16 protein-coding genes are annotated in these 14719 nt (G+C 47.0%); 4 read left to right on the top strand and 12 right to left on the bottom strand.

The window, feature by feature from the left end; translation table 11 throughout:
* Positions 1 to 43 precede the first annotated feature (43 nt).
* Entirely contained in the window at positions 44 to 3763 is a 3720-nt protein-coding gene (locus tag XMD530_RS00775) for a YhdP family protein (protein WP_173506559.1), read from the top strand.
* Between the two features lie 9 nt (positions 3764 to 3772).
* On the opposite strand, the gene yjgA is transcribed toward XMD530_RS00775, so the two are convergent.
* Genes yjgA through XMD530_RS00715 form a run of 12 tightly spaced genes read right to left on the bottom strand, consistent with a single transcriptional unit; the run spans position 3773 to position 12488 of the window.
* Positions 3773 to 4294, bottom strand: a complete 522-nt coding sequence (gene yjgA / locus XMD530_RS00770; RefSeq protein WP_173498192.1) for a ribosome biogenesis factor YjgA — start codon at positions 4292 to 4294, stop codon at positions 3773 to 3775.
* Between the two features lie 2 nt (positions 4295 to 4296).
* Positions 4297 to 5652, bottom strand: a complete 1356-nt coding sequence (gene mgtE, locus XMD530_RS00765; RefSeq protein ID WP_173480510.1) for a magnesium transporter — start codon at positions 5650 to 5652, stop codon at positions 4297 to 4299.
* A 29-nt stretch (positions 5653 to 5681) separates the two neighbouring features.
* Positions 5682 to 5951 (bottom strand): HPr family phosphocarrier protein, encoded by a 270-nt coding sequence (locus XMD530_RS00760; protein ID WP_173483320.1) that lies wholly within the window; start codon positions 5949 to 5951, stop codon positions 5682 to 5684.
* A gap of 8 nt (positions 5952 to 5959) precedes the next feature.
* Positions 5960 to 6820 (bottom strand): RNase adapter RapZ, encoded by an 861-nt coding sequence (gene rapZ, locus XMD530_RS00755; protein ID WP_173483915.1) that lies wholly within the window; start codon positions 6818 to 6820, stop codon positions 5960 to 5962.
* Positions 6821 to 6822: 2 nt separating this feature from the next.
* A complete protein-coding gene (locus XMD530_RS00750) occupies positions 6823 to 7281 on the bottom strand; it encodes a PTS sugar transporter subunit IIA (RefSeq protein ID WP_173483916.1) in 459 nt (152 codons plus the stop codon).
* A gap of 12 nt (positions 7282 to 7293) precedes the next feature.
* Positions 7294 to 7584 (bottom strand): ribosome hibernation-promoting factor, HPF/YfiA family, encoded by a 291-nt coding sequence (gene hpf / locus XMD530_RS00745; protein ID WP_173483917.1) that lies wholly within the window; start codon positions 7582 to 7584, stop codon positions 7294 to 7296.
* Between the two features lie 52 nt (positions 7585 to 7636).
* Positions 7637 to 9136 carry an RNA polymerase factor sigma-54 gene (locus tag XMD530_RS00740; RefSeq protein WP_173506558.1) on the bottom strand — a complete coding sequence of 500 codons (1500 nt, stop codon included), beginning with the start codon at positions 9134 to 9136 and terminating at the stop codon, positions 7637 to 7639.
* Between the two features lie 30 nt (positions 9137 to 9166).
* On the bottom strand, positions 9167 to 9892 hold the full coding sequence (gene lptB, locus XMD530_RS00735; RefSeq protein WP_173480516.1) for an LPS export ABC transporter ATP-binding protein: 726 nt from the start codon (positions 9890 to 9892) through the stop codon (positions 9167 to 9169).
* Positions 9893 to 9894: 2 nt separating this feature from the next.
* Positions 9895 to 10404, bottom strand: coding sequence for a lipopolysaccharide transport periplasmic protein LptA (gene lptA / locus XMD530_RS00730; protein WP_173483318.1), 510 nt, complete (start codon positions 10402 to 10404; stop codon positions 9895 to 9897).
* The gene (lptC, locus tag XMD530_RS00725) at positions 10379 to 10969 is read right to left on the bottom strand and encodes an LPS export ABC transporter periplasmic protein LptC (protein WP_173480518.1); all 591 of its coding nucleotides are present in this window, start codon (positions 10967 to 10969) and stop codon (positions 10379 to 10381) included. The genes lptA and lptC overlap by 26 nt, the downstream gene beginning before the upstream one ends.
* Positions 10966 to 11502, bottom strand: coding sequence for an HAD family hydrolase (locus tag XMD530_RS00720; RefSeq protein ID WP_173480519.1), 537 nt, complete (start codon positions 11500 to 11502; stop codon positions 10966 to 10968). Before XMD530_RS00720 ends, lptC begins: the two co-directional genes overlap by 4 nt.
* A complete protein-coding gene (locus tag XMD530_RS00715) occupies positions 11502 to 12488 on the bottom strand; it encodes a KpsF/GutQ family sugar-phosphate isomerase (protein ID WP_173480520.1) in 987 nt (328 codons plus the stop codon). Before XMD530_RS00715 ends, XMD530_RS00720 begins: the two co-directional genes overlap by 1 nt.
* 181 nt (positions 12489 to 12669) lie before the next feature.
* Here XMD530_RS00715 and XMD530_RS00710 point away from each other — a divergent pair, with 181 nt between their 5' ends.
* From XMD530_RS00710 to mlaD, 3 genes are read left to right on the top strand one after another with little or no spacing between them, the layout of a single operon-like run.
* On the top strand, positions 12670 to 13482 hold the full coding sequence (locus XMD530_RS00710) for an ATP-binding cassette domain-containing protein (RefSeq protein WP_173506557.1): 813 nt from the start codon (positions 12670 to 12672) through the stop codon (positions 13480 to 13482).
* Positions 13479 to 14261, top strand: a complete 783-nt coding sequence (mlaE, locus tag XMD530_RS00705; protein ID WP_173506556.1) for a lipid asymmetry maintenance ABC transporter permease subunit MlaE — start codon at positions 13479 to 13481, stop codon at positions 14259 to 14261. The genes XMD530_RS00710 and mlaE overlap by 4 nt, the downstream gene beginning before the upstream one ends.
* Positions 14261 to 14719, top strand: a complete 459-nt coding sequence (gene mlaD / locus XMD530_RS00700) for an outer membrane lipid asymmetry maintenance protein MlaD (protein WP_173506555.1) — start codon at positions 14261 to 14263, stop codon at positions 14717 to 14719. Before mlaE ends, mlaD begins: the two co-directional genes overlap by 1 nt.

Raw genomic sequence — 14719 nt, 5'->3', positions numbered from 1 at the left:
ATTCATGGTTCGGCATACGCTTTGGGTCAGTTGGTGGGTTTTGATGGTAGCAGCACTGTTAGCCATCTTGCTAACGGCTGTGCGCTTAGCCTTCCCTTTGCTGGGCGATTACCGAACCGATATTGCGGCTCAGCTTAGTCAATATCTTGGCGTTGAAGTCTCGATAGGTGAGCTTGAGACTGGCTGGCGCGGCCCCTATCCAACTTTTGAGTTTAAAGAGATCCATTCGGATATCGACTACCTCAAACCAAAGCAGATCGAGTTTCACCTCCAAAACATCTCGTTTGAATTGGATCCATGGCGTTCATTGATTGATGCTGCACCTATTTTTCAACGGGTCACGGCAAAGGGGTTGAACGTAAAATGGCGTCAGTCTGAAGGGCGGTGGTTAGCTGACTCGAATCAATCAAAGACGGATAATCGCGCAATCGATACGTTGATTGCTATTCTATTTGAACAGCCTTCCATCGAATTTTCTGAATCACAACTTCATCTGATTCCAGAATCAGGTCGCTCTCGTTTCATCAATCTGGACAATATGTCTCTTGAAAGCAGTGAAACAGAGCATCAATTGAGCGGTAGTTTTTGGATGCCAGTGTTGGGTCAAGATAGTCGCATGCGTTTTGCGATTCAGCACCAAGGTCAATCCACAAACGGTCAGCTACTATTACCTTTCTATGTTGAACTCGATAACATTGGCTCAGAGTTGGCCGATCTTGCAGGTGTCGAACAGCGCTTCTCTATTAGTGCGAATGTGCGGCTATGGGGGCAGTTGCGTGGCGCCAGTCTGGATTATCTTGTCGGTAATTTATCAGCCAATAGCTTGCAACTTGTACTGCCCGATGAGCTTGGTGAGCTGGCACTAGAGCAGCTTTCAACAAATTTCTCTGTTCAGTCGGTTGATCGTGATTATCAGCTGCAACTTCAAGACTTTTCAACCCTCTATCAAGGCAGTGAATTCTCACTGCCACCGACTGCGATCGATTTAAGTACTGGCGTCAATGGTTGGATGGCTAATCGAATTCAACTGGCTGAGCTTAATCTATCAGACCTGTCGGCTCTTGCGCTTAACCAGCCTTTGGGTGATCAAAGCAGAGAGGTGATTAAATCGCTCTCTCCCGGTGGTTTAGTCAAAGGGTTAACCGTTGATCTTAGCCAGGGATTTGAAAACCTCTCTGTGGTCGGTGAGTTGTCAGATGTGTCGGTCAAATCCTGGAAAGGTTCACCTGCTGCATCACAGTTGAATGGTTCGTTTTATGTTTCAAGTGACCGCGGCTGGGTAGATATTGACAGTCAGCAGCTTGTCATGGAATTCCCAACGGTCTACGACTGGGCATTGCCGTTTAATTTTGCGCAAGGACGTGTTAACTGGCAGCTCCACAGTGATTATGTGGCCGTTGGATCTGATCTATTAGAGCTGGGGTTGAATAACATCCGAACACGAGGCCAGTTCTCGATTGATCTACCCTATGATAAAGAGCAACAAGCGCTACTTAATCTATCGATGGGGCTTAAGGGCGCAATAGCCCGAGAGGCTCTACTGCTAACTCCGCCTAAGGTTGTCGGTGAAGGGCTTTATAGCTGGTTAAACAGAGCGCTGATTCAAGGTGATGTCAAAGAGGCCGGTTTAGTTCTGGTGACTCCGACTAGGCTTATGGCTGATAGACCTAAGCCATTGAGCGAGCTCTACGTAGCGGTAGAGAATACAACACTAGATTATCAATCACCCTGGCCCGTGTTGAACCGGGCCCAAGCCATCATTCATGCTCGAGATGGGGCAGCTCGTGTTCAGTTAGAGCAGGGCAGTGCTGCAGGTACTGAGATCGGTTTTGCAGATCTTTGGATGGAGAGTGGGTCGGGTGAACTCGAGACCTTGTTAGCGATTGAGGGTTCAGCTTTTGATTTGAACAGCCTATTTCACAGTGAGGCGTTGGCCAACAGCGTTGGCAATAAGCTAGTGGATTGGCAGCTATCGGGTAGTCATAAATCTTTAGTGGATCTATACGTTCCTCTCAAAGGAGGGGCCCCTAAACTGCAGATTCAATCCGAGCTGAATCGTGGTGTCTTTATATCTGAAACTCAACGGGTTGCCGTAACGGATATAGATGGCACAGTTAATTTTAATTTGGCAAGTGGACTGTCGGCTGAGGGTTTGAAAGCAAGCTTCTTAGGTCGAACATTTGATGTTGATATCTCAAATGACTCAACCGCAACTGATATTCAGATTGCCGGTCGAATCGATTCTCATAGGTTAATGCAATGGGCCGGTATCCCACTGTCAGGTGTCATCTCGGGTGAAATTCCACTCAACTCGACATTAAAACTCTGTTCTAAACAGTGTCAATCGACTCTAAAAGTGGAGTCTCAATTAACCGGTACCCGAGTAGATGCTCCAGACTATTTAGCACATCAATCTTCCGATATTAGCCGCTTGAGCCTACTGATGACCCTGCACTCATCACCAACAATACAGCTTAATTATGCGGATCGTTTAAAGGCTCACCTAAATTTAGATTCACCCTTAACCGGTAATATTCGTCTAGGCGGAAATCAGGCGAGCTATAAAATATCTGATCGCCTTCACATTGATGGATCCCTTCCTTCAATTGAAGTTGAGGAGCTACTTGGGTTTATTGATGCTCTATCAGAGCCTAAAAATGGAACTAAAGAAAGGCTTTCCGTTACAACAGCCATCGAGATCGGACAGCTGAATGTTGGAGCTCTTAAATTTGAGTCAATCCTTGCTGAGGCGAGCAATCCTAACGATCGGTGGTCTATTGCACTGGATGGCCGTGATATTCAGGGTGTTATAGATTACAAGCTTGCTGATTCCAGCTTGAACTTAAATCTTCGCCACCTTCACCTGCGCACACCAGAGAGCGATCCATCGATATTAGAACCAGAAGTTCCATTGCCTGATCCGACACCCATCGAGGTGATTAGCAAAATACCTTCAACCAACCTTCTGATTGAAAATCTTGTGTGGAATGATGATCATTGGGGTCGTTGGACAACCCATCTACTTCCATCCGGCAATAGCCTCTTGATCGATCAATTGGAGGCCGATGTCGCAGGTATCAGCATAACCGGACAGGGTATCTGGTCAGTCGGTCAGGGTGAACAGAGTCGCATTGCTCTTAGCGCAAAAGGCAGCAACCTTGCTGACTATCTTGAATCAATGGGTGACCCAAGAGCGATAGAGACCAAAAGTCTCTCCGCTGAGTTTGCACTGAGCTGGCCTGGAGCGCCTTGGTCATTCAGTCGTTATCGCCTAGGAGGTGATCTGCAATTTGACCTTCGAGACGGGCAGATTACTGAAGCAAAAGGTAACTCAGCGCTTCTTCGATTGTTTGGAATACTCGATTTTAACAATCTATTTAAACGTCTGCGCCTCGATTTTAGTGACCTTTATAAATCCGGTATCACCTTTGATAAGTTGGTTGGTAAGTACCATTTAGAGGATGGGGTTGCTAAGACTCAAGAGCCACTCATTATGAGAGGCGCTTCGGCCGATTTGACTGCAGAAGGCTCTTTAAATCTTATCAATAGAACGGTGGATAAACGGGTTGATGTGATTTTGCCACTGACAGGCAATACACCCTTGGCAGCGGTTCTACTTGGGGCCCCTCAGGTGGCAGGAGCCCTGTTTCTTATCGATAAGTTGATTGGGGATAAGATCAACGAAGCGACTAAACTTAGCTATTCAATGACAGGCCCATGGAGAGAACCTGTGCTTGAAATCATTAATAAGAGAGATCGTTAAATGTTACTCTCAAGACTCGTCATCTAAGTCACGAAGGTACTGAAATACCTTTCTGAAATTGGCCGGTGGCTTGTTCTCTTTGCGCTCTTTTTGAGCATTTCGAATCAAAGCTCGTAGATGCTGCATATCGCAGTTTTCAAACTTCTCCATCACCTCAGAGAGCGCTGACTTGTCTCCGGCTATCAATCGTTCACGCAACTGCTCAAGTGCATGAAATTTCTGGTTATGAGCAGCGCTAGCTGAGTCGAATTGGTCAATGGCGACACGAATGGCATCGGCATCCTCTGTGCGCATCAATTTGCCGATGTACTGAAGTTGACGTTTTTTCGCACCATTTGAGGTGATTCTTGTCATCTCTGCACAGGCCTCTGCGAGGCGTTCAGACATGGGGACTTTCGCTTGTTGATCAAGTCGTAACTCAGTGATGCGACCACCCAGTTTTTGAAGCTCTTCAGCTTCCCGTTTAACTTGGCTGCGGCTGACGAGTTCGATCTCTTGATCACTCTCTTTTGAAAAATCTTTACTGCTCATAATTAACCGTAGAAAAAGGTAGCTAGTCCAAGGAAGGCAAAAAAGCCTACCACGTCTGTAATGGTGGTGAGTAGAACACCCCCAGCTAGTGCTGGGTCGATTCCCGCCTGCTTAAGGGTCAGTGGCAAAAGGCTGCCTGCCATCGCGCCCGCGACGAGATTGATCACGATGGCCATTGCGATCACTATACCGATCGTCATGTCTTGGAACCAGAGGACAGCAATGGCGGCCACTACAACAGCCCAGAGTGACCCGTTGATGATGCTAACGATTAACTCGCGGTTAAACAGCCAGCCAATATTGTGTCTTTCAATGTGTCCAAGTGCTTGGCCGCGAATGACAAGAGTGAGGGTTTGACTGCCGGCGATGCCACCCATTGAGGCGACGATTGGCATCAGTACTGCCAAGGCTACAACCTGATCGATGGTGGCTTCAAACAGGCCAATGACGGCCGAGGCCAAAAAAGCGGTAATCAGGTTAATTCCTAGCCAGACTGCACGACGGCGACTGGTTTTTAGTACCGGAGCAAAGGTGTCTTCATCCTCGTCCAGACCGGCCATGCTCATCAGTGAGTGATCGGCGTCTTCTCGAATGACGTCGACTACGTCATCGATGGTGATACGACCTAGAAGCTGTCGATCCTCATTGATAACAGGGGCCGAGATCAAGTCGCGCTGTTCGAAGATGCGAGCTACCTCTCGTTCAGGAAGATCGGCAGGGATTGCATGGTCATTCTCGGTCTTCATGATTTCACGAACCAGCATCTGTGGGTCTGAAATAAGAAGTCGAGTAATAGGAAGTACACCGATTAGTGCGTTGCGTTTGCGACTCACTACGAAAATACTGTCGGTACTGTCAGGAATCTCACTGTGTCGACGTAGATAACGAAGCGCCGTCTCAACCGTAATATCAGGTCGAATGGTTACCGTATCGGTATTCATCAGACCGCCGGCCGTATCATCAGGATAGGAGAGTACCGCTTCAACACGTTGGCGATTCTGCAAATCCATGTTTTGCAGCATCTCTTGCATGACCGTGTCAGGAAGTTGCTGAAGAATATCGGCTAAGTCATCGACATCGAGTGACTCTGTCATCGCCAAAATTTCTGCCGCGTCTAAATCGCTGACAATTTCAGCCTGAATATCTTCACCGAGGTGTTGTAGAACCTCACCCTCTATCTCTGGGTTGAGCAGGTTCCATACAATGCGACGTTCGCGAGGAGGGGTTTTCTCTAGAAGGTGAGCAACTTCCACAGGCCGCATGCCCTTGTTGAGCATGTAGCGAATCTGTTTGAGATTATCTGATTGAAGGGCTTCGCTTAACGTATCTAGAGCGATCGGTGCTTCGTCCGTACTCATGCAGCCCTCCTTTACGAGTAGGTTAGTCTCTACTCATCTTCGTCAAAACGGTTATTTATGATCTCAATCACGGCATCCATCGCGGCGGATTCATCAGCGCCATCCGTTTGTATGATTAGATCTGTTCCTTGGGATGCAGCCAACATCATAATGGCCATAATGCTTTTAGCATCGACTGTTTTGCCATCTTTTGTGATTTTGATGTCACAACCAAACTTACCTGTTACGCCAATAAGTTTAGCCGCTGCACGCGCGTGTAGTCCCAATTTGTTGATTATAGTAACGTTTTTTTCAATCATTGCGAAACTTATTCTGATAATTCTCGATGGCGTACTTGGATGTTATCCATTCTGTCAGCAAAGCGAGATGCAAGGCTCTCCGCAATGTATACAGAGCGATGTTGGCCGCCCGTGCAACCAATGCCAACAGTAACATAGCTTCGATTATTTGTTTTGAAATGGGGAATCCACTTCACAATGAACTGCTCTATGTCATTAATCATTTCATTCACTTCATCGGAAGCGTTGAGAAATTTTTTAACCGGTTCATCTTTCCCAGAGAGAGGGCGCAACTCTACAAACCAGTAGGGGTTAGGAAGCACCCTGACGTCAAAGCTGAAATCAACATCTAATGGAACGCCGTGCTTGAAGCCAAAGGATTCAAACTGCAAAGAGAGCGCTTGCTCTTTACGCTGTGCTACCCTCAATTTAATGGTGTCACGCAGTTCATAGAGTGAAAGCCGAGTGGTATCAACTCTCATGTCTGCAGAACTTGCAATGGGCTCAAGCAGATCTCGTTCTAAGGCTATTGCCTCTTCCAGTCCAATATCTTGGTTGCTCAGCGGGTGTTTTCTTCGAGTGGCGCTGTATCGTTTCAATAGGGTCGCTTCTGATGCGTCAAGATAAGTGATCTCGATGCCTATGTCTTCTCTAGCCCTCAAGGATTCCATGATCTCTGGGAAGGCTTTTAGGTCTGTATGCTGGTTGCGGGCATCAATGCTCACAGCAATCAGGGGTGCGTTATTCTGGTCGTTAAGCATCTGCTCGACCAACGCTGGCAATAGCGTCGCCGGTAGGTTGTCTATGCAGTAGAACCCAACATCTTCAAGTGCTTGCAAGGCGGTACTCTTCCCTGAACCACTGCGACCCGAGATAACAACGACTCTCATGATTAGACCTTTGATAGCTCAGTTGCTTTATTGAGTAGGGCCTCAGAATTCGTGCAGTCTCTAAGTGAATTAAGGGCTTCGGGCTTGCTGAACAGCTCGGCTAAACCAGCCAGTGTCTTAAGGTGCTCATCATTTCCATCATCGGGCACGATCAGTGCGCAGACAAGATCGACCGGCGCTGAATCGATTGAATCAAAATCGACACCGCCATCGAGTGTGATTAAGCAGGCGGATGCTGTTGAACAGCCCGGAATTCGACAGTGGGGTATACCCACGCCAGAGCCAATTCCTGTACTGCCTAATCGTTCACGATTAAGAAGGCCTGTAAAAATTTCATCTTCTGTTACGCCATCAACTGAAGAGGCCAGCTTTTCGCTGGCCACTTGAAGAAGGCGTTTTTTACTGGCGACTGACTCCCGGCAGGCGGTTGTTTCAGTCGTCAGTAGGTCACCTAGTTGCATGTTGTCGTTCGTTTATTTGTGAGATTTCATTTTTTCTTTATGCTTGATGATTTGGCGATCAAGCTTATCCACTAAGCCATCAATCGCTGCATACATGTCATCATGCTCATCAGAAGCGACCACTTGGCCACCGGCTAAGTGAATATCAGCCTCGGCTTTTTTACCCTGCTTTTCGACACTGAGAGTAACTTGTACATTCTGAATGTTGTCGAAGTGACGTTCTAGCTTATCGAACTTGTTACGTACGTATTCACTTAGAGCTTCAGTCAGGTCTACGTGATGACCAGTAATATTTATCTGCATATGACTTCTCCTCGTCTTAGGCGGAGTGAAAAAATGAGGCCGCCTACCTCAATTAAACCAAACGCTTTCTCTCATTTGAAGGTGGAATGTTGAGAACTTCGCGATATTTAGCAATGGTTCGTCTTGCAACATTCACCCCCTCTTCATCTAGTAGTGTAGCAAGCTTACTGTCACTTAGTGGCTTGCGAGGGTCTTCTTTTGAAATTAGTTTTTTAATGATTGCTCGGATCGCAGTTGACGATGCACCACTGCCGTCACTGGTAGCCACCTGACTCGAAAAGAAATACTTCAATTCAAAGACACCGCGCGGGGTGTGCATGTATTTTCGAGTTGTAACACGGGAGATGGTGGATTCATGTAGATCAACGGCTTCAGCAATATCGTGAAGAATAAGAGGCTTCATCGCCTGTTCACCCTGCTCGAGAAAACCGATCTGTCTGGAAACGATCTCCGTTGAAACCTTTAAGAGGGTCTCGTTGCGGCTTTGTAAGCTTTTTATGAACCAGCGTGCATCCTGGAGATGGTCTTTTAAAAATTGGTTCTCCGCGGAGTTGTTTGCACGTTTAATCATGCCTGAGTAGACATCATTGATACGTAACTCAGGAACTACGTCGTTATTTAAAGTGAGTGTCCACTCCCCAGCGCGTTTACGCACGATCACGTCCGGTACGATGTAATCAGTATCACCCAGATCTAAAGAGTCTCCTGGTGTTGGGTTAAGTGATTGAATCAACCTAACCACCTCTGACAGTTGCTCCTCTTTGAGCCTCATACGGCGCATCAAAGATTTAAAATCTCGACTGCCCAACAGGTTTAAATAGTCGGTCGCTAGGCGCAGTGACTCTGCGCGCCAAGGTGTCTCTATGGGTAGCTGTCTTAACTGGATTTTCAAACACTCTGCAAGATCACGGGCACCGACACCGGGTGGGTCAAACTGTTGAATGCGGTGAAGTACTGTCTCCACCTCATCCATTTCCACTTCAAAAAAGAGTTCAGGTAGTTCCTCTTGGCAGTTAAGAAGAATGTCCTGCAGATCGGTGATCAGATAGCCACGATCATCGATAGAGTCGATAATCATCTCAGCAATGTATCGATCAACATCGTTGAAATTAACCAGATTCAGTTGCCAGTTAAGGTGGTCTTGGATGGTTTCAACCGCAGCGTCATTATCACCTGGCATCCAATCATCATCACGATTGGAATTTGAAGAGCTTTGGTAAGTATCGTCCCATTGACTGTCGGTTGAAAGCTGTTCAGGTATGTCATCAGTAGACCAGCTATCTTCCGGCTGAGACGATTCGAACGTCTCTTCGATCTCTGAATTAGATTGGGTCTCATCTAAGGTTGATGACTCTTTTTGCTCAATGCTTTGAGAGTTCTCTTCACTCTGATCTTCTTCATCGGCTACCTCCAGTAGTGGGTTACTATCGAGTGCCTCTTGAATCTCTGTCTGTAGCTCTAAGGAGGAGAGTTGCAGCAATTTGATCGCTTGCTGCAATTGTGGGGTCATGGACAGGTTCTGTCCGACTTTGAGCTGTAAAGAGTGCTTCATTAAAATGATAATTACTTAAAAGTGTGAGAGTTACAAGCGAAAATCATTGCCCAGATAAGCCTCTTTAACGGCTTGATTCATCATGATCTGCTCAGGCTCACCCTCTGCAAGAATGTTACCCTCACTAACGATGTAAGCCCGTTCGCAAATGTCGAGAGTCTCTCTGACATTGTGATCGGTTATCAGGACGCCAATACCTCGATCTTTAAGGTGCCTGATGGTCTGTTTGATGTCGCTGACAGAGATGGGGTCTACACCAGCAAAAGGCTCGTCCAGTAGGATGAAGTCAGGGTCGTTTGCTAGGGCTCTTGCAATCTCAACTCGGCGTCTCTCACCCCCAGATAGGACCATCCCTTTGGACTCTTTGATGTGAGTGATATGGAACTCTTCTAGTAGAGATTGAGCTTTCTCGTGTTGTTGATCTTTGGTCAGGTCTTTTCTCTGCTCCAGTATGGCCATCAGGTTATCGTAGACACTCAGCTTTCTGAATACAGAGGCCTCTTGCGGAAGATAGCCTAAGCCGCGTTTTGCGCGCTCATGAATAGGCATTCTAGTGACGTCGTCGCCATTGAGACGAATGTTGCCTCGATCCGCTCTGACCAGACCTACAATCATATAGAAGCAGGTTGTCTTACCCGCACCGTTGGGCCCAAGCAATCCGATAATCTCACCAGGCTCAACAGTGACGGACACATCTTGAATAACAGAGCGTCCTTTGTAGCTTTTGGCTAGGTGAAGGGCTTCGAGTGAACTCATGGTTAATTATCTTTTTTAGGCTGAAGAACCATTTTGACACGCTGGCTTCCGCTCTCACTGCTAAAGGCTTTTACTTTAGAGTTCGCCATGTCGTAATTAATTTTGGCGCCAGTGAACTCGTCACCACCCTGAGTCACTCTGGCGTTCCCCGTAATTAACAGCAGTTGAGAGCTTACTGTGTAATCTAGAGTTGAGCCCGTTGCATAGGTAATCTCTTGGTCCAGTTGAGGGCGTTGTTCGAAGTAGGCTGGAGCACCTTTTGAGATAATCTGATTGATGGTGTCATCATTACCACGTAACAGATCGACGGTTTCACCTTTAAGCACCATTGATCCCTGGGTGATGATGACGTTGCCTGTGTATCGAGTGACTCCTTTGGCCTCATCAATATTAGCTGAGTCTGCCTCTACGTAGATGGGTTCGTCTCGATCGGTTGGCAGCGCTAAAGCTGATCCACTAAGAACAACTGTAAAGGCTAGAAATAGGTTACTGGTCAGTGCTCGAAGCGACATAGGCCCCCCTCACGGTTGAATGAAGATCTAAGGTGTTTAATTCCGTATTCAGTGTCATGCCAACCCCTTTGGTTGAACCCTGGTTGTTCAGAAATTCGACGGCTACATCACTGGTCGCCAGATTCTGTTCTGGAAAGTAGCTCAACTGCTCTGTGAAGAGTGCAGTGTCTTTCTCAGAATCTGGATTATGGTGAAGCTCTACACTGCCTTCAAGGTCTAGTTGACTGTTGTCGTCAGCAAAAAAGCCCAGATCAGCATTGATGGTGTGTTCAGTCGTGCCATCTTGGCGATAGCCTACTGAGAAAGGTGTTGTTAACTTCATCTGTTCTGAGTTAACTAAATGCTCTGCTCGCGGAGTGTGGGTGACAGAGCTTAGATTGCCCGCTTCAGACCAACGAGTAAGAGTGGCGTCTATTACAAAAAAATCAATTCTGTTCGGGTTCTCTTTTAGGAGTACGCCCTCTTCAATATCGCCTTGATTCAATAACAGTGTGAAGATCAAAAAAAGAGCAATCAACGTCGACGCAATGGCTAATCGAATTTTCGCTCTGAGATTAGTGATCACTTAAATCGCTCCAACGCGTTGTCTAGCGTACCTTGGCAAGCCATGATCAATTCACACAGCTCACGTGCAGCTCCGCGACCGCCTGATTGAGTCGTAATATGATCAGCGTTCTCTTTTACGAGCCAGTGACCGTTCGGAACGGTGACCCCAAAGCGTGCGGCTATAATGGCAGATAGGTCAGGTAAGTCATCGCCGATATAGGCCGTGTTTGAAGCGTTAAAACCGGTGTTTTTCCAAAGCTCTTGAAGCGCGGTCAATTTATCTTCTCGGCCTTGCTGTATGTAATTGATGCCCAGTGACTCAGCGCGTTGGATGACTTGATTAGATTGTCTACCGGTAATGATGGCGGTTTTTACGCCGGATTCCGTTAACAGCTTAATGCCAAGGCCGTCCAGTATATTGAAGCTCTTAATCTCACTGCCATCGGCTAGGAAGCTAAGATTGCCCTCGGTCAGTATGCCATCAACATCCATCACCAGTAGTTGAATGGGTTTGATTAGTGCTATCTGTTCTTCTGTTGGATTGGGACGCATTAGATGACCCCTGCTTTTAACATATCATGCATGTTCAATGCCCCAGCAACTCTCCCTGTCTCATCTAAAGCAATGAGTGCATTAATTTTTTTATCTTGCATGATCTGTAAAGCTTCGGCGGCTAACATCTCAGGCGTCACCGTTGTGAAACTCTTTGTCATGACAGAGTCGATTGAGGCTTGATTCAGATTAACGCCTTGGTCAATGGCACGGCGGAGGTCCCCGTCGGTAAAAATGCCAAGAGGTTGGAGTTCTTCATCCACAACGGTTGTCATTCCCAGGCGTTTTTGGGTGATCTCCAAAAGCGCTTCTTGAATGGGAGTGCCTGGTGCAACTGAGGGAACTTCGTCTCCAGAGTGCATTAAATCACTCACTTTCAACAGCAGTCGACGACCCAGCGCACCGCCGGGGTGTGAAAAGGCAAAATCTTCTGCACTAAATCCTCTCGCCTCTAAAAGAGCCGTTGCGATCGCATCGCCAAGCACCAGTTGTGCGGTTGTACTGGAGGTGGGGGCAAGATTAAGTGGGCAAGCTTCGCGTTCGATAGGGGTCACAAGGCTGATATCAGCACTGGTTGCCAACGCTGAATGGGGTTTAGAGGTGATTGAAATGAGCGTAATCCCTTTGCGTTTAAGCAGAGGTAAAATAGTAACGACTTCGTTGGATTCACCTGAGTTGGATAGGGCAATGACAACATCTTCTTTCGTGAACATGCCCAGATCGCCATGACTCGCCTCGCCTGGGTGCACAAAAAACGCGGGTGTTCCGGTGCTTGCTAGAGTTGCTGCTATTTTGGTGCCAATGTGCCCTGATTTGCCCATGCCAGTCACGATGACACGTCCTTTGCAGTTCAAAAGAGAGTGACAAGCTTGGTTGAACGCCTCTCCAAGAGAGTCATTTAGGGCTTGTATAGCCTCTTGCTCAATCGAGATGGTCTGTTTGCCTGCGCTCACGTAATCGAATCGAGTGGTATTGGAGTCGGACAAGGGTCGAGATCCTTAAGTTCGCGTTAATACTGTTTAATTTACAGTATATTACTGTTTTTATAAGTGACTGTCCGGTAAAGAGTCTCGATATTTTTCTCTTAATCTAAAGGTCTGCTTGATAAGCTATGTTTTTAGACTAGAATTCTACCAATATTTTCTATTTATTCATCGATAGGCACTGATGGCTCAATTAAATGATACACATATCGAAGTGAGTAATCTCAGCTTTTGGCGTGGTGAACGAAAGATTTTTGATGATCTATCGTTAACCATTCCTCGCGGCAAGATCACAGCGATCATGGGGCCCTCAGGAACGGGAAAAACGACCCTTCTTAAATTGATTGGGGGGCAGCTTACGCCTGATCAAGGCTCAATTAGAGTCGACGGTGATAATGTTCACGCTCTTTCTCGTCGCCGTCTCTTTGAGTTAAGGGCAAAAATGGGGATGCTGTTTCAGAGCGGTGCTCTATTTACGGATATGACAGTAGCTGAAAATGTCGCCTTTCCTTTGAGAGTTCATACAGATCTGCCCGAAAGCGTTGTTCGAGATCTGGTTTTGATGAAGTTGAATGCTGTCGGCTTGCGAGGTGCCAGTGAACTTAAGCCAGCTGAGTTATCAGGGGGTATGGCAAGGCGGGCTGCATTAGCTAGGGCAATAGCCCTTGATCCGGATTTCTTGATGTATGACGAGCCCTTTGCAGGACAGGATCCTATTGCCATGGGCGTTCTAATTAATTTGATTTCTCGTTTGAACAGGGCGCTTGGTCATACATCGGTCATTGTTTCGCACGATATCCAAGAGACCTTGAGCATTGCAGACTACGTCTATCTTATCTCTGATGGAAAGGTGCTGGCTCAAGGTGCACCTGATCAACTCAATGGTTCTGAAGATCCGCGCGTTGAACAGTTTATGAAAGGTCGACCTGATGGCCCCGTTCCTTTCCACTTTCCAGCTCCCTCTTTTAAAGATCAGTTGTTTGGTGACTCACAATGATTCAGTTCCTACAAAAATTGGGTGCTAAAACTCTTAATCGCGTGGCTGCAGTGGGTCGTGCAGGGCAGTTATTGAGTCAATCTTTGATTGCCAAGCCGGCACCCATGATGATGTTGCCGCTGTTGATTCGGCAGCTCTATTTTATTGGTGTCCTATCGCTGGTCATTATCATCGTCTCGGGTCTATTTATCGGAATGGTACTCGGTTTGCAGGGTTACACTATTCTGGTGGATTACGGTTCAGAACAGGCTGTAGGTCAGATGGTGGCACTGTCGCTGGTTCGTGAGTTGGCCCCTGTGGTTACTGCACTGCTGTTTGCTGGACGAGCGGGTTCCGCGGTCACAGCTGAAATTGGTTTGATGAAGGCTACCGAGCAGTTGGCCTGTTACGAGATGATCGGTGTCGATCCAATGCGTCGCATTATTGCACCGCGTCTCTGGGCGGGATTTATCAGTATGCCGTTACTGTCGATGATCTTTGCGATCGTAGGGATCTGGGGCGGATCTCTAGTCGCTGTTGACTGGCTAGGTATTTTTTCTGGAAGTTTCTGGGCCAACATGCAGGCTTCAGTCAGCTTCTCCGAAGATGTTTTAAATGGTGTGATCAAATCGTTGGTATTTGGTTTTGTAGTGATCTGGATAGCTGTTTTTCAAGGTAATGACTGTGTGCCAACGTCAGAAGGCATCTCGCAGGCAACCACTCGCACAGTTGTCTACTCGTCGCTGGCTATACTAGGGTTGGACTTTCTTCTAACCGCAATGATGTTTGGAGATTTTTAATGCGTATTCGTGCCCTCGAAATTAGTGTTGGCGCACTTATCCTTGCCGGTATGTTGGCTCTTGTCGCTCTGGCAATTAATGTTAGCGGTTTAAACCTCTCTCAGAAGGGGGGTGGCTACACCGTCTATGCTCGCTTTGATAATATTGGTGGCCTAACTGAACGTGCAAAAGTCTCCATGAGCGGTGTTCAAATTGGTCAGGTTTCAGCTATTCGCATTGATCGTAAGCGTCTGATGGCTGAAGTGGAGATGCAGATCTTTGATGATGTTGACTACCTTAGCATTGATAGCTCAGCGCAAATCTTAACGGCAGGTCTTTTGGGGGAGAAGTACATTGGTATTACCCCAGGGTTTGAAGATGATCTGTTGGAAAATGGTATGACCATTGAAGATACGCAGTCAGCATTAGTGCTTGAAGAGATTGTTGGTAAGTTCTTGTTCAATAAGGTGAGTGAGTAA

Source organism: Marinobacterium sp. xm-d-530 (assembly GCF_013283365.1).
GTDB lineage: Bacteria > Pseudomonadota > Gammaproteobacteria > Pseudomonadales > Balneatricaceae > Marinobacterium_E.
This window is presented reverse-complemented; position numbering and strand designations above follow the sequence as displayed.

What these genes read in the sequence shown, in the direction of transcription:
- XMD530_RS00710 (WP_173506557.1), top strand. Translation starts at nt 12,670, where the DNA reads ATGGCTCAATTAAATGATACACATATCGAAGTGAGTAATCTCAGCTTT.
- XMD530_RS00740 (WP_173506558.1), bottom strand. Translation starts at nt 9,136, where the DNA reads ATGAAGCACTCTTTACAGCTCAAAGTCGGACAGAACCTGTCCATGACC.
- XMD530_RS00720 (WP_173480519.1), bottom strand. Translation starts at nt 11,502, where the DNA reads ATGCGTCCCAATCCAACAGAAGAACAGATAGCACTAATCAAACCCATT.
- XMD530_RS00750 (WP_173483916.1), bottom strand. Translation starts at nt 7,281, where the DNA reads ATGCAACTAGGTGACCTACTGACGACTGAAACAACCGCCTGCCGGGAG.
- XMD530_RS00760 (WP_173483320.1), bottom strand. Translation starts at nt 5,951, where the DNA reads ATGATTGAAAAAAACGTTACTATAATCAACAAATTGGGACTACACGCG.
- XMD530_RS00775 (WP_173506559.1), top strand. Translation starts at nt 44, where the DNA reads ATGGTAGCAGCACTGTTAGCCATCTTGCTAACGGCTGTGCGCTTAGCC.
- mlaE (WP_173506556.1), top strand. Translation starts at nt 13,479, where the DNA reads ATGATTCAGTTCCTACAAAAATTGGGTGCTAAAACTCTTAATCGCGTG.
- yjgA (WP_173498192.1), bottom strand. Translation starts at nt 4,294, where the DNA reads ATGAGCAGTAAAGATTTTTCAAAAGAGAGTGATCAAGAGATCGAACTC.
- mlaD (WP_173506555.1), top strand. Translation starts at nt 14,261, where the DNA reads ATGCGTATTCGTGCCCTCGAAATTAGTGTTGGCGCACTTATCCTTGCC.
- mgtE (WP_173480510.1), bottom strand. Translation starts at nt 5,652, where the DNA reads ATGAGTACGGACGAAGCACCGATCGCTCTAGATACGTTAAGCGAAGCC.
- rapZ (WP_173483915.1), bottom strand. Translation starts at nt 6,820, where the DNA reads ATGAGAGTCGTTGTTATCTCGGGTCGCAGTGGTTCAGGGAAGAGTACC.
- lptA (WP_173483318.1), bottom strand. Translation starts at nt 10,404, where the DNA reads ATGTCGCTTCGAGCACTGACCAGTAACCTATTTCTAGCCTTTACAGTT.
- lptB (WP_173480516.1), bottom strand. Translation starts at nt 9,892, where the DNA reads ATGAGTTCACTCGAAGCCCTTCACCTAGCCAAAAGCTACAAAGGACGC.
- hpf (WP_173483917.1), bottom strand. Translation starts at nt 7,584, where the DNA reads ATGCAGATAAATATTACTGGTCATCACGTAGACCTGACTGAAGCTCTA.